We start from the raw sequence: 23,187 nt of genomic DNA on the forward strand, positions 1-23,187 counted from the left end.
AGCCGTCCGTTATCCTTTGTTTGGTTGTGTCTTGCGAATCGTTCGTTGCCTTGGATGCACGGCAAGCTTTGCTTGGCGCATCCGTTCGACGGCAGGATCCGTCGCAGCATCAAATGCAACTAGACTCGGGTAATGCCCGACGAGGCGTCCTTGCTCTAAGATCGCGAAGCTGTCGCAAAGTTGCTCGGCAGCTTTAATGTCATGGGTGATGAAGACATATGTTAACCCGTGTAGCCGCTTCAAGTCAGCTAACAATGCGAGAATCAATCGTTTGTTGACCATGTCGAGGCTACTGACTGCTTCGTCTAACACGATCAGACGTGGTTCAGCAGCAATCGCTCGCGCAATCGCGATTCGCTGAAGTTGCCCGCCACTGAACTGCGCCGGATATTTCGTCAGATCCGTCGCCTTGAGCCCGACTTGTTCAATTAGCGTGACGAGACGCTGTTGCCGTGCTTCACCCTTTAAACGAATGAAATTATCAAGCGGTTCCGCAATGATATCAGCCGCTGTCAGCTTCGGATTGACCGCAGCAAACGAGTCCTGGAAGACGACTTGGACGTCACCTTGAAATGGTCGTTTTGTCGCGTGGCGATCGACACCATTGAACCAAATCGTTCCGGTCGTTGGGCGTTCGAGTCCGAGCAACAATCGTCCGAGCGTACTTTTCCCGGCACCACTCGACCCGAGCAATCCGAGACAGCGTCCCGCTTCAAGCGTCAATGAGACATCGTGTAAGACGGTCTTTGCAGGTTGAAACCGGCGTTTATAGACGTGTGAGACTTGATCGATCTGCAAGAGACTCATCCGAACGCCTCCCTTCCTAGATGCTGTGCAAGAAGTGACTGAGTATACGGATGTTGCGGTCGATCAAACAATTCAAAAACATCTGCTCGCTCAACGATCCGTCCTTGCTGCATGACGAGGACATCGTCTGCGAGTTCGGCGATCACACCGAGATCATGCGAGATGAGTAACATCGCCGTTCCGTAAGTCGCCCGCATCCGTTCGAGTAATTCAAGAACCGTCTTTTGATTAAAGACATCGAGTGCCGTCGTCGGTTCGTCGGCAATCAAGACGCTTGGGCGCAGGGCAACGGCTAAGGCGATCATGATCAGTTGCAACATTCCCCCACTCAGTTCGAATGGATAAGCTTTGAGCAACCGGGCGGCGTCCGTCAGATTGACTTCTTCGAGTGCCGTCATCGCTTGTTGTTTTGCTTCACGTTTTGAACAACGTGTATGGGTCTGAATCGTCTCGATCATTTGGTGCCCGATCGAGTAGACCGGTGTGAAGGCACTCATCGGATTTTGCATGATGAACGCAACCTCACCGCCCCGAATCGTTCGCACTGCGCGTTCTGATAAGGATTGAATTGATGTTCCGTTCAGTCGAATATCGCCAGTGACGTCTGTTGTCTGTGGATTAAGCAGACGCATCAAGGCGAGACTCGTCACCGTTTTTCCGCAACCACTCTCTCCGACAAGACCAAGAATCTGTCCAGCTTGAATTGAGAACGTCACCCCTTCGATCAATGTTACTTGTTGTTTCGTACGGACGGTCAGACCGTCGACAGCTAAGATCGGTTCGATACGGGCACCTCCTCTCATTTCATCGTTTTTGATACACCGAATCGTTCTGCTAACTGTTCTCCTACTAGGTTAAAGCTGATGATGACGAGCATGATCGCAAGTCCCGGATAAATCATCAATTCCGGATTCGTCCGGATGTACGATTTTCCTTCGTGAATCATCGCTCCCCACTCGGCAGTTGGTGACTGAACACCAAGCCCGAGGAACGACATCGCCGAGATATCCATGATCGCCCAGCCCATCTCAAGCGTTCCGATGACGAGCAGCGGTGGTAAGATGTTCGGCAGGATGTGCGTCCGGATGATTTTCCACGAAGACGAACCGTTGACGCGAGCAGCAGCGATGAACGCTTCCGTCTTCAGCGTCATGACCATTCCGCGGAACATCCGCGCGTAGTAGACCCACTGGACGAGCATCAAGGCGATGATGACTTGCTTAAGACCTGGACCGAAGATACCGACGAGCCCGAGGACGAGAATCAAACTCGGAAATGCCATCACACCGTCACACAGTCGCATCAAGAGTTGGTCGACCCAGCCGCCACGGTAACCGGCAAGTGTTCCGACGAACAGTCCGATTGCGAGCGAGGCGATGAAAATCAACACGGCACAGCCGAGTGAAATCCGCGCACCGTAAATCAAGCGCGATAAGAGACAGCGTCCGAGCTGGTCGGTTCCGAGCGGATAGGCTGACGACGGACCATGGAGCTTTTGCGTCAAGTCGACGAGGTTCGGATCATGCGGCGCGATCCATGGCGCGAATAACGTAATGCCTGCCATACCGATTAAGACGAGGGCACAGAGATAAAGAAGCGGCGTATACCGCGACCGGATCATCGTTGCTGGAAGTGGAGTATTCATACCGTCCCTCCTTTTTTCGCTAGGCGTGGATCGAGCACGGCTTGAATGATGTCGACGAGCAAACTGCTACCGATGAAGACGAGGGCCGCGAGAAAGACGTAGCCTTGGATGACCGGCATATCCCGATCAAAGATCGCTTCGATGAAGTAGCGACCGAAGCCTGGCCACGAGAAGACGGTCTCGACGATGATCGTTCCCGTCAGCAACTTCCCGAGGTTCATCCCAAGACCCGTGATCATCGGTGGAATCGCCATCCGGAGAACGTGTTTCCCAAGAATTCGTCCTTCCTTTAAGCCACGTGTACGGGCAAACAAGACGTACGGTTCATTCAATGCTTCAATCACACTGCCACGGAGCAATCGTGTATACAAGGCAATCAACGGAAAGGCGAGCGTCAATGCCGGTAAGATCAAGTGCATCACACTTCCCGTCCCCCCGACCGGGAACCAATCCAGCTTTACGGCAAAGAAGAAGATGAACAGATACCCGAGCCAAAACGACGGAATCGAAGCCCCGATGAAGGCAATTGCCCGACTGAGATGGTCAAAGAAGCCATTCTTCTTGATCCCGGCAAGGAACCCGAGCGGGATGCTGATGACGAGTGCGAGCAGTAGACTCGTTAATGCCAACTCGACCGTCGGTGGTAAGCGGAGCAAGACATCTTCAAGGACCGGTTTTCCGGAAAGATACGATGTTCCGAAATCGAGCTGCGCCAAGCGGATGACGGCATCGAAGTATTGTTTGTAGAACGGTTGATCGAGTCCGAATTCTGCTCGTTTGGCAGCGAGTAGTTCATCCGTCGGTTGGATATGAGCAGCGGATAGATAGGCTTGTGCCGGATCAACCGGTGACAAATGAATCAACACTGTCAGAATCAAGACCGCCAGTAACAAAATCGGGATGACGGATAATATGCGTTTGACGAGGAAGACCCCCATGTCATCCCTCCTTTACTTAATGCCGATCCGAGCAAATGGACTCTCATCCCGGTTCGCCGGGAACTGGAAGTTCGTCACGTCCGACTGATAGATTGCCATCTTCTTCAAGTACGAAATCGGAATCAATGCCCCTTGATCTTGGAGTGATGGCAGAATGTCAGCGTACATCTTCTGACGTTTCGTCTCGTCTGTCGTTTTTAAGACATCTTTGATTTCTTGTAAGAGTTGTTTTTTATTCGGATAAGCCGAAATCGCTTCTTTGAAGCCGAAGCCATCCGTATCAATCAGGTTCACGAACGTATGTGGATCATACGGTGCACCGAAGTTACTGTAGAAGTTGATGTCAAATCGGTTGTCTTTGAAACGCTGGACTTGATCCGGCAGTTCGACAGCTTCCGTCTTCAGCTCGACGCCGATTTTCGACCATTCCGACTGCAACGTTTCGGCCATCGCCTTTTGGACCTGCTCGGCCGCATCATACATCATCCCGATTTGCAGCGGTTGACCATCCTTGACGCGGATCGTTTCACCCTTCGGCAGTTTCCAACCTGCTTCATCAAGGAGACGATTTGCTTCCTTGACGTCATAATCCCGTTGCTTCACTTTCAGGTTCGACGTGTACGGCATGTTCGGTGGCAACAGGTAGTCAGCCGGTGCTTCTATTCCCGACGTGATCCCTTCGACGAGAGCGGCTTTATCAAACCCGTGCTGGAGCGCCTGGCGGACGCGTTCGTCAGACAGACGCTTATTTTTCGTATTCAAGACGAGGAGACGCGTCGCGACTGGTTCGGACATCTCTGTTTTGTAGGATTTATCCGTCTTCAACTGATTGAAGGCATCGATGCTGATCGCCCCTTCACCGTAAATCAGATCAACTTGTCCTTTTTCGAGTGCTAAGACACGTGTCTCTGCATCCGGGATGATGTCGACCTTGATGTAATCGATGTTCGGTTTCGGACCCCAGTAGTTCTTGTTGACCTTAAACGTCGCATACTGATCCGGTTTGTATTCGTCGAGCATCCATGGACCTGTTCCGACTTCTTTTTTGACACCCTTCGACGTATCGCCGTTTTCCGGGAATCCCGCTTCTCCGAGGAAACGGACCGGGCGGACGACCGCGAGCTCTTGAATCGTCGGGTAATAGGCTTCAGATAATGTCAGGCGAAACGTCTTCGCATCGACGGCTTCCGTCTTCTCGATTTTCGTGATGAAGCCAAGCCAGCTATGTAAGGCTTTTTGTTTGAGGATCGCGTCAAAGTTCTTTTTGACGATCGCTGCGTCGAATGTCGAACCGTCCGAGAACTTGATGCCGTCACGGAGCGTGAACGTATACGTTTTTCCGTCTTCAGAAATCTTCCAAGACGAGGCTAAGTATGGCTCGAGCTTTCCACCTTCTCCGTAGTGGACGAGTGGTTCATAGATCATTGACTGTGCGAACAGTTGTGATGGGTTATAAACGTGCGGGTTCATCGTTCCGACGTCGCGTGGCCACGCGAGCGTCAATGTATCTTTATCTTTTCGCTCTCCTGTCGACTCGCCCGGGTTCGAGCAGCCGATCAATAAAGATGTCAAAGACAGGATCGAGACGGTAGAAATCAGTAATTTTTTACGGTTAACGTTCATGGTAGGCAGAACTCCCAACTTGTATTGATAATCATTTTCAATTGTATGAGGGAAAGGGAAGGATTGTCAATGGATAATCCAGATGTTAACTGGACGTATAGGCGCTTTTTGACAGGATTTCCACGCTTAACTGAGTAACATTCTGTGTACGCCTCTTGTTTGTAAATAATTGTAATCAACTGTGTTAAACGGTATCCTAGTTTGTATGCTGCATTTCTTGTCTAACGAAATCAATTGCACGGAAAGGATGATAGGATGTCACGACTGGTTTCCTCCGTCTCGCTTATTTTGCTCAGTCTGCTCTTAGTGTTCCCTTTACTGATGATCGATGGACTGATTTTCTACGTCGGAGATGTGTCCTACGACTCGTTCGTTGGTTGTCTAGTATTTCTCGTATGTTTCTATCTCGCTAGCTTGGTCGTCAGCGTCGTCTTCGACGGGATGATGCGTGCGCTTGGCGGACTGTTCAAGCGTCGTTTCTCGAACATACTGTTTGCTGTCGTGAACGGTTCCGTCAGTTTGAGCGTCTTACTTTGGATGGATCTATACGTGGAGTCCATTACAATCTCGCTTGCGACAAAAGTCGTGCTGGTATCTGTACATACGGTATTGTTTTACCTGATTCATCAATCGAGCGATTCGACTGCTTCGTCTTCTGAAGTCAGCGCACAACATGAGCCAATCGTCCAAGAAGCCACCCGCTTGTTAGAAGAGGAAGATCCTGTGACATGTGTCGAACAGTTATGTCTCAAGTACCCCGAGCTTCCGAAAAAGGACATCATTCGGATCGTCTATCGTCTTCATGGCAACTAAAAAGACCTGATCGTTTCTGAAGAGATTCAGAAGCGTCAGGTCTTTTGATATTCGTTCATTTCTTCGCCATCTCATAGAACTGATACGTATTCTTTCCTAACGACTTAGCGGCATATAGCGCGGCATCTGCCTGTTGTAACAAGGCTTGCAACTCTGGACGGTACTCACCGTCATACATCACGATCCCGATGCTCGTCGACACCCGGTAGTCCGTTTTCCACTCACTTAACTCGGTGACGATCTGCTCCGCAAGTCGTTCCCAGCACTCCCTCGAATCAGCATGTCCGAAATGCAAAATGAACTCATCGCCGCCTAGTCGCACGGCTATCGCATCCTCCTGTTCGCGGACGAACTGTCGCAAACGTTGTGCGACTTCTTGCAGGACGATGTCCCCCGTCTCGTGTCCATAGACGTCGTTGACCTGCTTAAAGCCATCGAGATCAAGGAAGAAGACGGCCCCTGTCTGCCCGGGATGCTCCTCGAACTGTTTCGTTAAGTACCTCCGATTGTGCAGTCCTGTCAACGCGTCTTTCCAAGCATGACGCTCGAGCTCCAAATAGTACAAGAAGAGTCGGACGATTCGTTGCAATAACTGGATGTTCTTTTGGTCATACAAGCTAACCCGATTATTGATCGCACATAACGTACCGAACGTCTCCCCGCTCGTTAAGACGATTGGAATACCCAAGTAGGAACGGACGTGAGCCTCCTCCAGACCTTTTCGCCAGTCGCCGAGTTGTTCCGCGTTCGGAATATCTTCGAGGACGACCGGCTGTTTCGTCTCGAAATCAATCAGTTTACATAACGATTGGTTCAATTCAATCTGCATGCCTTCGACCATTGGGATATCCACCTTAGCGTTCGCAATCTTCAGCATCCGTTGTTGTCCTGCTTCGATTGCTGATAAATACAGCATCTGCTCGGGTAGAATCTCTTTCGCGAAATCGAGGACATCATCAGCCAATTCATCAAAATTTTGATACATCTTCAATTCTTCAAATGGTTGATTCATACAGCACCTCATTTCGAAGTCATCTTCTGTAGCGTCTCTGATTTAAAAAACGAAAAGGTTACATTTATTACCACTTTCTCTTTTTTCAGTCACCTAAACCTCTTTTCGTCAAAAGCGTCCAATGTTCCTACTTCCAGTCCTAAATGAGAAAGATTATCATTTTTTTATTTTCGTATAGTTTATAGAAGGTAAAAATTCAGACAGCCATTTGGCTGGAAATTAGCGTTGCGTCTTCCAAAATCGTCTGCTATCATTCTCGGTGAACATGACAATGATAATCATTATCACTTATTGAGAACAGATTAATCACGTAGGTATACATAATCCATCTGCTACTCAATCCGTGATCCATGTTTATCAAATTGAACAAGAGGAGCTGAATCATCATGGGGAAATGGAAAACACCACTCGTCGTGAGTTCGCTTGCTGTCTTATTGGCGGCATGCGGGAACGCAGGAGAAGCAGACACGAAGAAGGACGCAGAAGCACCGAAGACAGTCAAAATCAAGGACGCACACGGAACGGTCAACGTCCCGGTCGATCCGAAGAAGGTCGTCGCACTCGACAACCGAACGTTCGAGACGCTTGCCGCATGGAACGTCGAACTCGCAGCAGCACCAGTCGGACTGCTCCCGGCTGAATCACCATACGCAAAAGACAAGGATATCGTCGATGTCGGCATGCACTTCGAACCGAACCTCGAAGCGATTGCTGGTGTCAATCCAGACGTCGTCATCGTCGGCCAGCGTTTCGCTGATCATTACGAAGACATCAAAAAACTCGTCCCGAACGCCGCTGTCATCGATCTTGACATCGCTTTACCGGAAGACTCCGGTACGCCAGGTGAGTTACTCGTCAAAGGACTTGAAGATACGACTGAGACACTCGGACAGATCTTCGATAAAAAACAAGAAGCGGACCAGCTCGTGACGACGCTTGAGCAATCGATCAAAGACGTTAAAAAATCGTATAACGGACAGGACAGCGTCATGTCGGTCATCGCCTCAGGCGGCGATATCGGATTCTCAGCTCCGATGAGTGGACGTGTCTTCGGACCGATGTATGATCTGTTCGACTGGAAACCAGCCCTCGAAGTCAAACAAAAATCGGGCAACGACCAAGGTGATGAAGTCTCGGTCGAAGCGATCGCTCAAAGTAACCCGGACTGGTTACTCGTCCTTGACCGCGACGCACCACTTGGAAACGCTGAAGGTGCCGTACCGGCGCAAGATGTCATCGACCGTGCGCCTGCCCTGCAGAAAACAAAAGCAATCAAAGACGACAACATCGTTTACGCACCAAAAGACACGTACTTGAATGAATCGATTCAGACGTACTCGGAATTCTTCACTGACATCGCGAAAGCGCTCGAAAAGTAATGGCACACGCACAGCAACAAATGAATGGAAGAGTTGAGCCACCCGCTCGACCTTCCTTTTCTGTCGTTTGGACGAAGCCGTTCGTCTTAACCTTATGTCTCGTCTTAGCGCTCGCGACGGCGTCCCTCTTCACAGGCGTCTACGAACTGCGGAGTGCCGTGAACGATTTCGATATGTTCTGGATCACACGTGTTCCACGGACACTCGCCTTGATGCTGACGGGTGCTGCGATGGCAATGGCTGGACTCGTCATGCAACTGATCACGCAAAACCGCCTCGTTGAACCGACGACGACGGGAACGATCGAATGGGCGGGACTCGGACTGTTAGCCGTTTACTTACTCGTTCCGGCACCGTCGTTGATGATGCGGATGAGCGGTGCTATTCTTTTTGCATTCATCGGAACGATGGTCTTCTTCTGGTTTCTCCGTTCGGTCCGATTACGGTCATCGTTGATCGTTCCAATCATCGGTCTGATGCTCGGAGCCGTCATCTCCGCGATTTCGACGTTCCTCGGGTTGTTTTTCCGTGCCAGCCAAGCAATCGAAGGATGGTTCGTCGGCTCGTTCGCATCCGTTCAGATCGGTCGCTACGAGTATCTCTGGATCATCATCGGAGTCACGGTCTGTATCTTCTTCCTTGCGAGTCGCTTGACGCTCGTTGGGCTTGGCGAAGACATTGCGAAGAGTCTTGGCGTCAACTACAATCGGTTGATGCTGATCGCGACCGGGCTGATTGCCCTATCCGTCGGTGTCGTCGCGACTGTCATTGGCAATCTGCCCTTCCTCGGCTTGATCGTTCCGAACATCGTCTCGATGTTTCGCGGTGACGATCTCCGTAGTAATTTGCCGTGGGTCTGTCTGATTGGGATGGCAACGATTTTAATCAGTGATCTGATTTCACGCACGATCATCCGTCCGTTTGAACTACCGGTCTCGTTGATTCTCGGAACGGTCGGGGCAGCCGTCTTCATCATCATTCTGTTACGTCGACGGAAGACTGGAGGTGTCAGATGAGTACCGCGATTAGACAACAGGAACATACACGAATTCAACCGAACGTTACACGTGAAACCAATCGCCGGGCGTCTGCCTTTCAGTCGAAACGACTCGAGCGCCGCTACTGGATTCTCCTCATCCTGTTCCTTAGCGGCGGGGTGTTCAGCACGATTGGTCTCTTGCTCTACAATAATCCGGTTCCAGTTGATTCTCCGTCCTTTTGGCCGGTCGTCGAACGCCGGATCACGGCAGTCATCACGATGGCGATTGCAGCAATTTGCCAAAGTCTCGCGACCGTCGCCTTTCATTCGATCACGAGCAACCGGATCATCACACCGTCCCTGCTTGGTTTTGATGCCCTTTACTCGACGATCCAGACATCGATGATCTTTTTCTTCGGTGCGGGAGCACTCGTTGGCTTTACCGGCACGAGCGCCTTTTTGACACAGGTCGCGATCATGCTCGCGATGAGCCTCTTGTTATACGGCTGGTTATTGTCTGGTAAGTATGCGAACTTGCAATTGATGTTACTCGTCGGAATCATTCTCGGTACTGGTCTCAACTCGCTATCGTCATTCATGCGAAAGATGCTTGCACCGTCCGAGTTCGACATCTTACAAGCGCGCCTGTTCGGTTCGGTCACGAATGCCGACGCAGCTTACTTCCCGATCGTCATTCCGGTCGTCCTCGTCGTTGGTCTGTTGCTCTACTTTTCGTCCGGACGACTCAACGTCGTTGCACTCGGAAAAGAGGTCGCGACATCGTTCGGTGTCAATCATCGCGGCAGTGTCATCTACTTCTTGATTTTGATTTCACTCCTGATGTCGATGTCGACGGCATTGATTGGACCGTTGACGTTCTTCGGCTTTTTAGTGGCAACACTCAGTTATCAGGTCGCTGCGACGTACGATCATAAATACGTCTTCCCGATGGCATTCGCGATTGGTTTCTTCGTTTTGACGACTGCCTATTTCTTCATGTATCACATTTTCAACACGCCAAGCGTCGTCTCCGTCATCATCGAACTGTTCGGCGGACTGATTTTCCTTATCGTGTTGCTTAGAAAGAGGTCCCTATGATATCACTTGAACAAGTTAAAAAATCGTATACGGATGAGGTCCGAATCGGTCCAATCGACTTAACGATTCCTAAAGGCGGATTCACGGCGTTGATCGGTCCAAACGGTGCCGGTAAGTCGACGACGTTGATGATGATCGGTCGTTTGCTTGATCTCGATGCCGGACAGATCGAAGTCGCTGGTATGGATGTGACGGGTAGCAAATCGAAAGACTTGGCGAAGATCATCACGATTTTGCGACAGGAAAATCATTTCGTGACCCGATTGACTGTCCGCCAGCTCGTCGGCTTCGGACGTTTCCCCTACTCGAAAGGTCGCTTGACGGCTGACGATGAGACGATTATTTCGAAATACATCGATTTTCTCGAGTTGACGTCGCTTGAGAACCGCTACCTCGACGAATTATCGGGCGGACAGCGGCAACGGGCATATGTCGCGATGGTACTCTGTCAGGAAACGGAATACATTTTACTCGACGAACCCCTCAATAACCTCGATATCGCCCGCTCGGTCCAGATGATGGAGTACCTGCGACACGTCGCTGATACGTTCGGACGGACGATCATCACCGTCTTACACGATATCAATTTTGCCGCGAAATATGCCGATCACATCTGTGCGATGAAGGAAGGACAAATCGCCGCCTTCGGAACGGTCGCCGAAGTCATGGATGAAGCGCTATTATCCGAGATCTTTGAGACTCATCTTGAGATCATCGAAGGTCCATACGGTCCGATTGCCGTCTATTGATGCTGATAGCGAGTACCTAATATCTTTTTAAATCAATGAGCAAACGTCACACAGTGATGTTGTTTGCTCATTTTCGTGTATACTCTCCTCTTGAAACCGTCATCCATATTTTGTAACATGAGTTTATGAAAGGGTGACTGAATATGGATGTTTTACTCTACAACTTCATCATGTTTCTCTTCTATTTTCCTTGTTTGATTATTCATGAGTATGGTCATGCGTTCGCTGCACGATGTTATGGTATTCCGATTAAATCCATTGCATTAGGAAAAGGAAAACCATTTTTTCAACTGGGACATTTCTTTATTTCTAGAAAGTACATTTGGGAAGGGCTATATACTCCGGGCGGCCCTATCAGTACGTTAAATCGCACGCAAAAATCTTTTTATTATCTAGGTGGTGTATTGTTTAACTTCATTTGTGTTGTGATCGGGAGTCTGATCCTTTTTCTATTGCATAATGAAACAATGCATTACATGCTACAAGCTTTCGTACGTATGTCCGCTATATTCGTCATTTTCAATCTATTACCACTTCGTTTATTTAGTGGATTTCCAAGCGATGGATTACAACTGATCTATCTATTTAAACGAAGAGATCATGCACAATGAATTAGGAGGATGATCTCTTTACATTAAATAAAAAAAGACTGGGACTGTGTAGATGTCCTAGTCTTTTTTTATGAGTACATCTAAAACATACCTTGGATTGTAATATGCATTTTGATAAAAGATAGTATGTACACATATAGTTACGTTAAGGTATGAGAAACTATAGAAAATCCAAGTGTCTCAAGAAACATTAGATTTATTGAAAAAAGATGGAACATTCGGCATAAACTGATGACTCCCACATACCTTAGTTTATACCACTCCTCAGAATAATTTTGTAAACGCATTCAAATTACTGGTGATTTAGTGGTAACGTACGTCATACTGACTGTAGGTAATAGAAAAGGAGTGTTGAAGATGGAATACAAAAAAGGACTCGAAGGCGTCATTGCCGCTGAAACACAAATCGGTTTAGTCGATGGAACGTTAGGTCACCTTATTTATCGCGGACACTGGGCAAAGGAACTCGCATTATCTTATTCGTTTGAAGAAGTCGCGTATTTCATCTGGAATGGTGAATTCCCGACTGAAGCGGAATTGGTCACGTTCAAAAAGCAGATGACGAGCTACCGTGAACTTCCTTCTTATATTAAGACGATTCTCGATACATTACCGAACGAGATGGATGTCATGAGTACGATGCGAACAGCGATCTCGGCACTCGGTACACCCGCTTTCGCTTGGCCACCGACAATTGATCAAGCGATGCACGTAACAGCACTCTTACCATCGATCATCGCCTATAAATATCAAAAAAATCAAGGTGCTGACTTCATCGAACCGAATCCACAACTTGATCACGTCGCGAATTACATCTATATGATTAAAGGACAATTGCCGAGTGAAGTTGAGATCAAAGCGCTGACGGCGTATCTGATCCTAACGATTGAACACGGTATGAATGCTTCGACATTCGCTTCCCGTGTCGTCGTCTCGACGGAATCGGAAATGATTTCTGGCGTCTGTGCCGCGATTGGTTCCATGAAAGGACCGCTTCATGGTGGAGCTCCGTCAGAAGTCATTGAGATGATTGATGAGATCGGAACAATCGACAACATCGAACCGTGGATCCGAAACAAGTTAGAAAAAGGCGAAAAACTGATGGGCTTTGGTCACCGCGTCTACAAAACACGCGATCCGCGTTCAGAAGCCTTAAAAGTCGTCTCAAAAGATCTCGCGCAAGAGAGCGATTGGTTCAACCTGATTACACAAATGGAGCAAACAGCAATCGATTTACTCGAGGAATACAAACCGGGTAGAAAACTGTATACGAATGTTGAATTCTTCGCGGCAGCCGTCTTAAAAGGACTCGACATTCCGAAAGAACTGTTCACACCGACGTTTACCTCTAGCCGTATCATTGGCTGGACGGCACACATCCTCGAACAATCGCAAGATAACCGGATCTTCAGACCACAATCGTCCTATACAGGACAGATGCCGGAACAAGCAGCTAAGTTTTGATCAGTCTCTAGATACGATCAAAAAATGGACCGATGCCTGACATCGGTCCATTTGCTATGGCGTTTTATTTAACGATTGTCTCTAATGAGAAATCTAGTACTTCCACTTCACACCCTGCCGCTTCTACATCCGGACTACACGCATACGGTCCAATCTTCAAATCCGTCACGGCATGTAAGTGTGCGATCCGGAGTTGCTCTTTGTGCTCTCCTGTCACGTGATACAATGTGACGTCTTGATTGAGGTAATGGAGTTCAAAGACCAGCGGTGCGCCAAACAGCGTATTATCGACGTCCCGACACGACCAATCCGAGTACCCGAAGCTCGTCACGACGGCACCGAGATGTGACGGACCATCCGGAATGAATTCAGCCGACACTTTCACCCAGTGATCGTCGTTCACATAAAGCAAAATCCCCGCTTGGTCATATGTCGCATTCGGGTTTAATTTTACTTCGATTCGGCACTTGAATTCCCCGTCCGGAGCATCCTGTAACAACGCATGACCTGTCAGACGGTTAAACTGATAATGGGTATTGCGCCAAAAATCCGTATCCGGATCCGTGATAAAACGTAATGGTGTTTCCTCCTTGATCCGTGTCGGTCGATTGAGCCATTTCATTCATAACACCCTCCTTTTTATCGCCCTCTTAACTTCCGTAACTTTCGATAGCCACGAATGAGCATATCGAGCATACAATCCCTCCTATTTTCGATGAACCCTTAGACGACTGGACGAAGTCGTTGCATATCCTTATATAAAGCTGATCGCTTCAAACGTCTATTCTGTATTAAGTATTGCACATCCGACCGGTTATCGTACATCAGTTGGATATGGAAATAATTAATGTATTCAAGAATCGCAAAGACATACAAAAACAACGTGATTCGTAACCCGTACACTGGAAAATCGGATTGAAAGCGAATCCAATCGAGTCCGAATGCACATGCTGTCAGGACAATCAAAGCCAGATTGAAGACACGACAGTGACGTAATCGTCGGACGACGGGTTTCGGGGTGATCGACGTTCCTTCCTTCTTCAGACGCCTTGACTTGCTGTACCAATACCAAGCTCCTTGAATCAACAACAGCTCAAACAAAAAAAGTGACATCCAAAAGGCACTGAGTTCAAATAACTGCAGTCGAGGAAAGACACGATTACCAAACCAACTCAGCGGTAAAATCGTAATTACTGTGAACAATTCTCCCCGGTACAGATAGGCGAGTCGTTCCGCAACGAGCCGCTTCATGGCGTCACCCATTCGATGCGGAACTTACTTCCTGGACCAATCTGTGCGATCAATGGTTGATCTGCCTCGATCACGCGTCCAAGGACGTTAACTCGCTCATCAGCAGGTAGATTATGTTTCGTGATTTGAACCTCGCCCGCGTATCGCCCGTATTTTTCATTATCGATCGTGATCGTTCCAAGCGGGCGGACAGACGGGTCTTGCGGTGTTAAATCGATCGTCGACGGATTCATCCGCGACTCGACGGACCGAATGACATCCCGCGCTGGATCAAACCGATTCGTTTCTGTCTCTCGTTGTGTCTGCTGTCCGTTCGCTACTGCCCGCAGTACGATGATTCCGTCTTGCTCTGCTTCGAATTGCCGGATCGTCGCCTCCGTCAATCGTGGATCCCCAACAAGAATTCGATCAACGGTCGATTGTAAGTCGATGTAACTGGCGAATGGTGACGCATGCCGGTGTTCTTCAAGTGTCGGTAACGTCTCAAACAACGGTCCTCGGAGTGTCTCATCACCCGGTATGAACGCTTGGACGCGCAATCCTTGCGCCTGCAACCAGGTATTCTTTTCGTCAAACCACGTCCGGTCGAGTCCCGTTTCCGGTCGCGGATAAAAATTATGCCACGCTTCCGTGTGATCGATTCGCAGACCCTGTGCCTTCATCTCGGTTAATTCATCTGCTGTTAACGTACTGGCGTTCAGCGCAACCATCATTTGGTTCGATAACGTCGCGATTTGCTGCGGACTGATGCCGTAATCAAGACGGAGTCCCGTCACACCCCAGTCCGTTAACGTCGCTGCCGTCTCCCATGTTTTGCCAAGCGTCGCGAGCGACGCTGGTGCGATGTCCGCCACGAGTTCGAAACCGAGCTCACATGCTAAACGACCGAGCGCTTGCAAGCGTTCGACGTACAGTGAAGAATCGTCTTCGGGAATATGCAGCGATGTAAAGAGCGACGTAAAGCCAACAACACGCATCCGCTGTAGCCACTCGCTCGTCTCGTATGTGATCGGTTCACTTAAATAGATTGATAATCCTTTCATCGACTCACTCCTTCACTTCTCTACTTAGAGAAAAAGCAGCTGATTCCTTCTTTTTGGAAGGATTCAACTGCTGGTTCACACCTTAAATACCGTCTGCCATCTCTTCTTTGAAACCGAACCAGTACGTAAACAGGAATCCTGCCGCGTACGAGATGACGAGACCACCGATGTACGTCAAGTACATACCGTTGTCGATCAACGGTGTCAATGATAACCCGGATACACCGACACCAAGCGCCGTCGTCTTCATCGTTGCTTGGAAGGCACCACCGACTGCTGCGCCGAGACATGCCGTTACGAACGGGCGACCGAGTGGTAACGTAACACCGTATAACAACGGTTCACCGATTCCGAGGAATCCGACCGGAATCGCACCTTTAATGATGTTACGCAGGCGCGGATTGCGCGTCTTGACGAAAATCGCCATTGCCGCCCCGACTTGACCCGCTCCTGCCATCGCAAGAATCGGTAAGAGTGGCGTGTTGCCAATCGTGTTCAAAAACTCGAGATGGATTGGTGTCAATCCATGGTGGAGACCGACCATGACGAGTGGTAGGAAGAAGCCAGCCAGCACGGCTCCGGCGAGTGGTCCACCGACCTCAAGCACGGCATTGATTGCTTTCATGATACCGTCTGACAAGAGTCCAGCAACCGGCATGATCGCATAGAGCGAGGCAAATCCGACAATCAGCACCGTAAACAGTGGCGTAAAGATGATATCGATCGATGCGAACATGAAGCGACGAATGTGTTTCTCAAGATACGTCATCAACCACGCAGCGAAGATGACACCAAACAAGCCGCCCCTGCCTGGAACGAGCGGTTCCCCGTAAATCGTGATGTCCGCAAGCACGGGGTTGAATAGAATCCCACCGGCAATCGCCCCGAGCACCGGTGTTCCGCCGAACTCCTTCGCCGTATTCCAACCGACAAGGATTGCGAGATATGCAAAGACCGTCCCACCGATCAAGAGTAAAATCTGCATCCATGTCTGTGTTGCATCGACACCCGCATTTTTCGCGAAGTTCGCACCACCGTTGATGATACCGGAAGCAACAAGACCCGGAATGAGCGGAATGAAGATGTTCCCGATTCGGCGCAAGAAGCGTTTGAACGGAGATTGTTGTTTTGCTTTTACTTTTTGCCGTTCGACGGCAGTTCGTTCTTCTGGCGTCAAGTTCGGATCAACGGACTCTTCCCCGATTGCGAGTCCCGTCTCGCGACTTAAGTGGTCGGCTACCCGATTGACCGTTCCCGGACCGACGACGATTTGTAACGTCTCGTCATCGATGACCCCCATGACCCCATCAATCCGCTTTAACGCATCGATATCTGCTTGTGTCGGATCCTTTAACGATAAACGAACCCGCGTCATACAGTGCGCAAGCTGCCGGAGATTATCTTTTCCACCGACATGCTCAAGAATCGCGTGTGCCAGCACTTCTTCCTTCTTCATCGTGTTTCCCCCTTAGAGTGCGTCTCGGACGAATCCGTTTGCTTGTTGTAATCGTTCGACGGCTTCCGTATACGAAACATTCGCGAGAATCATGACGATCGCCGTCTTGACGTGCCCGTGCGCTTCACTAAAGATACACTCCGCCGTTACGGCATCGACTCCTGTTGCCTCACAAATCATCCGCTTCGCCCGGATCTCCAGTTTTTCGTTCGTTGACTGGACGTCGACCATCAGGTTTTGATAGACCTTACCGACACCGATCATCGCTGCTGTCGAAATCATGTTCAAGACGAGCTTTTGTGCCGTTCCAGCCTTTAGTCTTGTTGACCCCGTCAAGACTTCCGGACCTGTTTCGACTTCGATCGCATAACGCGCGTGCCCACTGATGATCGCATCCGTGTTACAAGAAATCGCTGCCGTCACCGCTCCGACTTCCTTCGCGTAATCAAGCCCGCCGATGACATACGGCGTCCGACCGCTTGCTGCGATCCCGATGACCGTATCACTAGCTCCTAGCTGGAGCCCTTCTAAATCGTCGACGGCAAGAGTCCGACTATCCTCTGCTCCCTCGACCGCCTTGATTAACGCGCGTTCGCCGCCTGCAATCAAACCAACGACCATGTCTGGTGAGACCCCGAACGTCGGTACACACTCCGCCGCATCGAGAATACCGAGTCGTCCGCTCGTACCAGCACCGATGTAAATCAAGCGTCCTCCGTTTTTGAATGATGCAATGACATGTTTGACGACTTCCGCGATGACAGGAATTTGTTCCCGAATGACCGTCGCGACCGTTTGATCCTCAGCGTTCATCACCCGTAAGACATCCTCGACTGTCATCTCATCGAGTTGCATCGTCCGTTCATTCCGACGTTCCGTTGCTAATTGATCTAACATCTGCTTCACCCTTTCTCTTCCCTCCCTTTATTATACAATTAAGAAATTTTAATTCAATATTATTTATTTACTTTTGAAATTAAATTTCGGTATATAAAAATAAGGTTTTGTCCTTCTTTTTCAGGCTAAGTCCCTTGATTTCCTGCTTGCTTTAATTTCCTCATTCGAAAAATCCAGTAACGCAGACATTCGCTCACGTCCAATCGTCGCATAGTATCATTAGTAAATAAAAAGCTGATTTTCACCCGTTAGATGCCTAACTGACAAAAACCAGCTTTACATGGACCACTTTTGTACGCCTCATGTTACTCATAACATCATTCGTACTGAAACTTGTATGAGGCTCTAAGAAATTTATTAAAGAAGTCGTTCACTAGAGGCGTAAATCATTTTAATTTCTCTTCCATACTCTCTACTGAACTAGAACTGTCGCTGTACTGTTCTTTCTCCTCAACGAGATATTCGATATCGTATGTACCCGGCTCGATCGTCTCGCTTTGTACCGTTTGTTTGAGAACGACGGTTTCTGATGCTTTGACACGTTTCTTTTGTTGTCTTGTTTTAATCTGTTGTTTTCTTGAATCGAAGACGACATTCCTCGACTTGCTCTAACGAACGACGACATTCAACAAATGTCCAGAACGCGCAACGACATCAAATGCATGGTCTCCTGTGTTCGTCAATTTGTATTCAAAGACGAATCCTTCTTTCGTAGTCCCTGTGAAGGACGTCTCATTCGTCTCACTTCCACTTTGCGGTTGGATCATACAACCGCTTAAACAAAGAATCATGAGGATCAACAACCATTTTTCATTTGTAAAACTCCGTGCTGTGTGAAGAATTTCTAAATCATTCCCACCCTGGGAGTGGGCGTGGTGGCTCCTCGACGAAGGCACGATATCCATTGAAGCTCAGTCCTTGACGTTGCGGATTATGATTACGAATCAACGGATCACCTGTCTCGTCCTCGTTCTGCCAAAACCGATGCTCCGTTTGAAAGACCATGATTGACGAATACTGGAATCGCTCTGCCATTAGATATTCTCGAACCGATTGCATCACTTTATCAAAGCGCGAATCCGAGTCGTAGCTACTGCCAAGACGTTCTTTTTCTTGTTTCCCTTCGAAAATCTTAACCGAGAAATACGCATCCCGCTTCGCCATCGGATACTCGATTTCAACGCGAACCGAGTCGACGAAGCGAATCGGTCGTGGTTTGTTCACTTCCTCTTCAGAATTGTGATTCTCTACATAATAAGCATCTGTTGCAATCGAGAAGTCCTTGAACTCCCAGAACATATCGCCTTGCGCAATGATTGCATACTCGAGAAACGTGCCGAAGTTCTGTCCGATCGGGTCTGTCTCCTCTGTCGACAACTCATGAAACATCCAGTGCATATAGGGTGTCTCATCCGTCTTCGCATCTTCCGTCTGAATCAAGACATATCCTTCGTTCATTTCGCCAATCATCAAGAAGTGATCATAGTCTTCATGGATCAGGTCGTCCTCTTTAGCTTGGATTGTCATTTCAATGACTTTTTCAAGCGGATAGAGCTCGATGCCGAGACCTTGAATCATGAACAACTCCGCTCCGTCATGTAAACGGAGGAATGTCTTATATTCACTTGGTAACGTTAGGTTGAACTGTGTTTCAAATGACTGAATCGCCTGTTCCGTCACCGGGTCATTCAAATTGAACTGAGCGACTCCAGTGTCGTATCGTCGCTGAATGAAGGTCGACCCGTGATTGATTTTTTGTGATAAGACGTCAAGTACCGCTTCGATTTGGTTCATTTCTTTCATGGGTCCCATCCTTTTCATTTTCGTATTCATGAATGATACGACTTCATCCTATACACCATACCATTTTTTCAATTATTTGGTGTGTTCCATCCTATGCGTTCTGTGGTATTCTCGTTCTAATATCATTTTAAAAAATTGCATTCGAAGAGGTGACCCATGTCTAAATCATCATCGATGTTACTCATATTACTCGCTGCGATCTTTTGGGGCACGACTGGGACCTCACAAGCCTTTGCGCCGAATGATGCACATCCGATTGCAATTGGTGCCGTTCGTCTGGCTGTCGGTGGACTGTTCTTACTCTGTCTCGTTCTCTTCAAAGGAAAGCTGACGTTACGCGACTGGCCGTTGCGGACGATTTTACTCGCTGCCGTCAGCATGGCGGCTTACCAGCCGCTGTTCTTCTCGGCTGTTTTGATGACCGGTGTCGCCGTCGGTACCGTCGTCGCAATCGGTAGCGCGCCGATCTTTTCTGGATGTATCGAGTGGCTGTTCCTAAAGAAACGTCCAGCGTTGCTGTGGTGGGCATCGACCGGACTATCGATCACCGGTTGTCTGTTGCTTTTGAACAATCAAGGAACAGTTGCGATTGATCCAAGCGGAATCATCCTTGCACTCGGTGCCGGACTATCGTTTGCCGGGTACACGTTCGTCAGTCGAGACCTCGTCAAGACGTACTCGCCGCTGTCAGTCGTTGCCGTCATTTTCACGACGAGCGCCTTACTGTTATCACCTCTGTTGTTTTTATTCGACCTCTCGTGGTTGTTCACGTCACGTGGTGCCGGAATCAGCCTCCATCTCGGCGTCGTTGCGACCGGAATCGCTTACTGGTTTTTCGCGAAAGGACTATCGAACGTACCATCGTCGACTGCCGTCACGCTCTCGCTCGGTGAGCCGCTGACTGCCGCCTTGCTTGGTGTGTTCGTCCTTGGTGAAGAATTAAGTGGTACGGCTTGGTTCGGAATCTCGTTATTATTACTCGGAATCGCCTTATTGATTGGTTCGTCTCGCCTAGCAGCGCGCCAAACCGTTTTGACAGAAGAACGACAAACTCGGACTGGAGGCTAAATCATGCAAGAAATCACGCTTGAGAAACTACAATTTCGCGAAGATTATCACATCGGACTCAATCAGTTCTTGATGGATGTCGCAAACGGTAACCGATTGATCTTTCATTTTCGTGGGCATACGGAGGAGACGATGGTCATCGTCGGCGACTACAGCTGTAATTACTTCCGATTGACCTTCGAGGCGGATGCGATTCTGCTTCGTTCACCGGACCTCTATGAACTAAAAGAAGATGTCGAGATCAACTCGATTCCACTTCTGACGCTGACCGATTCAAAGCTGCTGACATTCGCACGTGAAATGATGAATCTCGATCCTACAAAAGACTGGGTCCACTACTGGCTCCGAGCATTTGAACAGGATTTTCATGTCTTGTCTCCCCGTCCACCGGTTCTGACCGACCTCGGACATAAGCGCAGTGATGCGATTGTCAAGCATTCCTTTGATTCGTTTAGCGTTGAATGACACAAAAAAGCCCTACCTCGCCAAAGGTAGGGTATTCGTTCGTCCCGCCCAACGGCTCGCGCCGGACGATTACTTGGATTATAGATACAAAGATAGCGTTCTTTCAACCGACTGGACGGAATCGACCGGACTGAACCGCTGTACGACACGACCTTGGCGATCGATTAAAAACTTCGTATAGTTCCATTTAATCTTCGACGACAGCAGACCGGAGCGTTCGCGTTTTAGGAATGTATAAAGCGGATGTTCATTTGGTCCATTGACGTCGATCTTCTGAAACATCGGAAACGTCACGCCATAGTTCAGCTGACAGAACTGCATCGTCTCTTCCTGACTCGCGAACTCCTGCTGATTGAATTGATCGCACGGAAAGCCAAGCACCGTGACTCCTTGCTCCTCATATTTATCGTATAATGCCTGTAGTTCGCCAAGTTGTTTGACGAGCCCACATTTGCTTGCCGTGTTGACGATCACGAGGACACGCCCCGCATAGTCACCTAATGAAACAGTCTCGCCCGCTGCGTTTTGTACGGTTGCATCGTATACGGTTTGCATGTTTCCCATCTCCTTTGCCCCGAGTATAAGACAAAACGCGCACCCTGTCGTTTTCAGGCATGCGCGTAATGCTTTACCAGACCGTCTCTTCTTTGTCGCTCAGTTTGATGACGAACGGTAGGATCAAAACGAACAAGAGACTGATATATCCGAGCGATAAGTAATGTTGCGAGTCTTTTGAAATGTATTGCTTCACGCCGCAGTTCGGACATGCTTTCCCATGTTTCGAAAATCCGACAGCGAGCACTTCTTTCGTTTTGAACGTATATTGGCAATTCGTACAATGTACCATCTGACCATCTCCTTCTTCCTTATCTACTGGTGGATTCAGGAAAAAGTTTCATGAAAATAAAAGTAACCGACATCTTACCTCATCGATTCTTCCCGATCGCTCAACCGGATTAGAAATGGCAAGAACAGGACGAACAAGAGACTGATATTCCCGAGTGAAAGATAAAATTGCGACTTCCGCGACATGTATTGTTTCACGCCACAGTTCGGACACGTCTTGCCTTTCCCATGTATCGCAACACTGACAGCGAGCACTTCTTTTGTGCTGAACTTATACTGACAATTCGTACAGCGTGCCATGACATCATCTCCTTTTCTGTTATCTACTTATAGAGTTTGGAAAAGGTTCCGTCGAGTGGATGGGTTGTAAACGCATCTTCAAAAATTCATAGCTTCCACCATTCGTCGCCTGTTGGAACCGTTCGACGGGAAGGAAGCCACTTTTCGTATACAAGCGAATCGCCCGCTCGTTGAATGTCGCGACAGCTAATTCAATTTGTTTAGGTGCATATCGGTCGATGATGAACGCAAGACCGGCTTCTAAAAATGCCACTCCATTTCCTCGGCCCGTCAAGTCTGGTCGCATGCCAAGCCCGACGTCAACGACGTCTGCGTTTGGTTCAAATACATAATAACCAATCAATTCTTCCCGATCCAACACAGCAAAATAATGTTCCGTCCGCTTTGCTGGATCGAGAAATTCTGCTAAATCTTCTTCGTCATTCGGCATATCATAAAATGCAAACGCCCCGTCATATTGCCACTCGTAGGCAATCTGTTCCGCCTGTCGTTGCGTCAGCGGTGAAAATGTATAGCTCATCGGGATTCAGCTCCTCTTGGATTCCTCAACGAGATCGATTCTTTCGGTAGTCTAACAGTAGCGGCAATACATTTAATCCGATCGAGATGAACGTCAATACCCACAGTGCCCGCTCCATGCCCGGTACGACGTCCTGTAACGCTGCCCAATCCTCCCGCGCCACGAATTCCGCGACGAGTCGGTATTCAGCGCACATAGTCAGTGCCGTAAAACTCAGTCCGAGCACCATCAGGAAACGATAGTCCTTACCGACCAAATAAAAGATGATATTCAGTGCCGTAAATCCAATCGCCAGTAAACCCAGTATGATCCACATCTTTCATTTCCTCCAAAGATAATTCGTTGTGTAATACCGTTCGTTTTGAACGCTTTTCAAGACTATGTGTGCATCATGCTACTTCACTCATAAAACTTTGGTAT

The 23,187-nt window shown here is 48.7% G+C and carries 27 protein-coding genes; 9 read left to right on the forward strand and 18 right to left on the reverse strand.

Features of this window, described 5'->3' with window-relative positions; all coding sequences use genetic code 11:
• Positions 1-9: 9 nt before the first annotated feature.
• The 5 genes from KNQ14_RS08075 to nikA are packed head-to-tail and all read right to left on the reverse strand — an operon-like array spanning position 10 to position 5,013.
• Positions 10-807 carry an ATP-binding cassette domain-containing protein gene (locus tag KNQ14_RS08075; RefSeq protein WP_214748121.1) on the reverse strand — a complete coding sequence of 266 codons (798 nt, stop codon included), beginning with the start codon at positions 805-807 and terminating at the stop codon, positions 10-12.
• Complete coding sequence (locus KNQ14_RS08080; protein ID WP_214860576.1) at positions 804-1,610, reverse strand: ABC transporter ATP-binding protein; 807 nt, start codon at positions 1,608-1,610, stop codon at positions 804-806. The genes KNQ14_RS08075 and KNQ14_RS08080 overlap by 4 nt, the downstream gene beginning before the upstream one ends.
• Positions 1,607-2,452, reverse strand: a complete 846-nt coding sequence (nikC, locus tag KNQ14_RS08085; protein ID WP_371743341.1) for a nickel ABC transporter permease subunit NikC — start codon at positions 2,450-2,452, stop codon at positions 1,607-1,609. The genes KNQ14_RS08080 and nikC overlap by 4 nt, the downstream gene beginning before the upstream one ends.
• Positions 2,449-3,390, reverse strand: coding sequence for a nickel ABC transporter permease (gene nikB, locus KNQ14_RS08090; RefSeq protein WP_214860579.1), 942 nt, complete (start codon positions 3,388-3,390; stop codon positions 2,449-2,451). The genes nikC and nikB overlap by 4 nt, the downstream gene beginning before the upstream one ends.
• Positions 3,391-3,402: 12 nt before the next feature.
• The gene (gene nikA / locus KNQ14_RS08095; protein WP_214860581.1) at positions 3,403-5,013 is read right to left on the reverse strand and encodes a nickel ABC transporter substrate-binding protein; all 1,611 of its coding nucleotides are present in this window, start codon (positions 5,011-5,013) and stop codon (positions 3,403-3,405) included.
• Between the two features lie 255 nt (positions 5,014-5,268).
• Between nikA and KNQ14_RS08100 the strand changes: the two genes are divergently transcribed.
• Positions 5,269-5,826, forward strand: coding sequence for a hypothetical protein (locus tag KNQ14_RS08100; RefSeq protein ID WP_214748108.1), 558 nt, complete (start codon positions 5,269-5,271; stop codon positions 5,824-5,826).
• Positions 5,827-5,881: 55 nt separating this feature from the next.
• On the opposite strand, the gene KNQ14_RS08105 is transcribed toward KNQ14_RS08100, so the two are convergent.
• Positions 5,882-6,838 carry a sensor domain-containing diguanylate cyclase gene (locus tag KNQ14_RS08105; protein WP_214860583.1) on the reverse strand — a complete coding sequence of 319 codons (957 nt, stop codon included), beginning with the start codon at positions 6,836-6,838 and terminating at the stop codon, positions 5,882-5,884.
• 386 nt (positions 6,839-7,224) lie between these two features.
• Between KNQ14_RS08105 and KNQ14_RS08110 the strand changes: the two genes are divergently transcribed.
• From KNQ14_RS08110 to KNQ14_RS08130, 6 genes are all read left to right on the forward strand, one after another.
• Entirely contained in the window at positions 7,225-8,217 is a 993-nt protein-coding gene (locus KNQ14_RS08110) for a siderophore ABC transporter substrate-binding protein (protein WP_214748105.1), read from the forward strand.
• 20 nt (positions 8,218-8,237) lie between these two features.
• Positions 8,238-9,233: an ABC transporter permease gene (locus KNQ14_RS08115; RefSeq protein ID WP_214748102.1), complete on the forward strand. Its 996-nt coding sequence runs from the start codon at positions 8,238-8,240 to the stop codon at positions 9,231-9,233.
• On the forward strand, positions 9,230-10,294 hold the full coding sequence (locus tag KNQ14_RS08120; protein ID WP_214748099.1) for an iron chelate uptake ABC transporter family permease subunit: 1,065 nt from the start codon (positions 9,230-9,232) through the stop codon (positions 10,292-10,294). The genes KNQ14_RS08115 and KNQ14_RS08120 overlap by 4 nt, the downstream gene beginning before the upstream one ends.
• Complete coding sequence (locus KNQ14_RS08125) at positions 10,291-11,043, forward strand: iron ABC transporter ATP-binding protein (RefSeq protein ID WP_214860585.1); 753 nt, start codon at positions 10,291-10,293, stop codon at positions 11,041-11,043. Before KNQ14_RS08120 ends, KNQ14_RS08125 begins: the two co-directional genes overlap by 4 nt.
• Before the next feature lie 170 nt (positions 11,044-11,213).
• Positions 11,214-11,654 carry a site-2 protease family protein gene (locus tag KNQ14_RS16920; RefSeq protein WP_371743345.1) on the forward strand — a complete coding sequence of 147 codons (441 nt, stop codon included), beginning with the start codon at positions 11,214-11,216 and terminating at the stop codon, positions 11,652-11,654.
• A 357-nt stretch (positions 11,655-12,011) separates the two neighbouring features.
• Entirely contained in the window at positions 12,012-13,118 is a 1,107-nt protein-coding gene (locus KNQ14_RS08130) for a citrate synthase/methylcitrate synthase (protein WP_214748093.1), read from the forward strand.
• 64 nt (positions 13,119-13,182) lie between these two features.
• On the opposite strand, the gene KNQ14_RS08135 is transcribed toward KNQ14_RS08130, so the two are convergent.
• The 7 genes from KNQ14_RS08135 to KNQ14_RS08165 form a co-directional block, all read right to left on the reverse strand.
• Positions 13,183-13,740, reverse strand: coding sequence for a DUF1349 domain-containing protein (locus KNQ14_RS08135; RefSeq protein WP_214860586.1), 558 nt, complete (start codon positions 13,738-13,740; stop codon positions 13,183-13,185).
• Between the two features lie 101 nt (positions 13,741-13,841).
• On the reverse strand, positions 13,842-14,369 hold the full coding sequence (locus KNQ14_RS08140) for a general stress protein (protein WP_214748086.1): 528 nt from the start codon (positions 14,367-14,369) through the stop codon (positions 13,842-13,844).
• Complete coding sequence (locus tag KNQ14_RS08145) at positions 14,366-15,412, reverse strand: DUF871 domain-containing protein (protein WP_214860588.1); 1,047 nt, start codon at positions 15,410-15,412, stop codon at positions 14,366-14,368. Before KNQ14_RS08145 ends, KNQ14_RS08140 begins: the two co-directional genes overlap by 4 nt.
• 82 nt (positions 15,413-15,494) lie before the next feature.
• Complete coding sequence (locus KNQ14_RS08150) at positions 15,495-16,868, reverse strand: PTS transporter subunit EIIC (protein ID WP_214860590.1); 1,374 nt, start codon at positions 16,866-16,868, stop codon at positions 15,495-15,497.
• Between the two features lie 12 nt (positions 16,869-16,880).
• A complete protein-coding gene (murQ, locus tag KNQ14_RS08155) occupies positions 16,881-17,765 on the reverse strand; it encodes an N-acetylmuramic acid 6-phosphate etherase (RefSeq protein WP_214860857.1) in 885 nt (294 codons plus the stop codon).
• A 608-nt stretch (positions 17,766-18,373) separates the two neighbouring features.
• Complete coding sequence (locus KNQ14_RS08160) at positions 18,374-18,556, reverse strand: hypothetical protein (RefSeq protein WP_214748080.1); 183 nt, start codon at positions 18,554-18,556, stop codon at positions 18,374-18,376.
• 58 nt (positions 18,557-18,614) lie between these two features.
• Complete coding sequence (locus KNQ14_RS08165) at positions 18,615-19,568, reverse strand: SMI1/KNR4 family protein (RefSeq protein WP_251138340.1); 954 nt, start codon at positions 19,566-19,568, stop codon at positions 18,615-18,617.
• A gap of 156 nt (positions 19,569-19,724) precedes the next feature.
• Between KNQ14_RS08165 and KNQ14_RS08170 the strand changes: the two genes are divergently transcribed.
• Complete coding sequence (locus KNQ14_RS08170) at positions 19,725-20,636, forward strand: EamA family transporter (protein WP_214860592.1); 912 nt, start codon at positions 19,725-19,727, stop codon at positions 20,634-20,636.
• A gap of 3 nt (positions 20,637-20,639) precedes the next feature.
• Positions 20,640-21,101, forward strand: coding sequence for a hypothetical protein (locus KNQ14_RS08175; protein WP_214860594.1), 462 nt, complete (start codon positions 20,640-20,642; stop codon positions 21,099-21,101).
• Positions 21,102-21,179: 78 nt separating this feature from the next.
• Here the strand turns inward: KNQ14_RS08175 and KNQ14_RS08180 are convergent, their stop codons facing one another.
• The 5 genes from KNQ14_RS08180 to KNQ14_RS08200 all read right to left on the reverse strand — a co-directional run bounded on the left by KNQ14_RS08180 (position 21,180) and on the right by KNQ14_RS08200 (position 23,083).
• Positions 21,180-21,656, reverse strand: a complete 477-nt coding sequence (locus KNQ14_RS08180) for a glutathione peroxidase (RefSeq protein ID WP_214860596.1) — start codon at positions 21,654-21,656, stop codon at positions 21,180-21,182.
• 73 nt (positions 21,657-21,729) lie between these two features.
• Complete coding sequence (locus tag KNQ14_RS08185; RefSeq protein WP_214860598.1) at positions 21,730-21,948, reverse strand: hypothetical protein; 219 nt, start codon at positions 21,946-21,948, stop codon at positions 21,730-21,732.
• A 74-nt stretch (positions 21,949-22,022) separates the two neighbouring features.
• Positions 22,023-22,247 carry a hypothetical protein gene (locus KNQ14_RS08190; protein ID WP_174316164.1) on the reverse strand — a complete coding sequence of 75 codons (225 nt, stop codon included), beginning with the start codon at positions 22,245-22,247 and terminating at the stop codon, positions 22,023-22,025.
• 19 nt (positions 22,248-22,266) lie between these two features.
• Positions 22,267-22,767, reverse strand: coding sequence for a GNAT family N-acetyltransferase (locus KNQ14_RS08195; protein ID WP_214860600.1), 501 nt, complete (start codon positions 22,765-22,767; stop codon positions 22,267-22,269).
• 25 nt (positions 22,768-22,792) lie between these two features.
• Positions 22,793-23,083: a hypothetical protein gene (locus KNQ14_RS08200; RefSeq protein WP_214860602.1), complete on the reverse strand. Its 291-nt coding sequence runs from the start codon at positions 23,081-23,083 to the stop codon at positions 22,793-22,795.
• Positions 23,084-23,187: the final 104 nt, after the last annotated feature.

Source organism: Exiguobacterium sp. s161 (assembly GCF_018619045.1).
GTDB lineage: Bacteria > Bacillota > Bacilli > Exiguobacteriales > Exiguobacteriaceae > Exiguobacterium_A > Exiguobacterium_A indicum.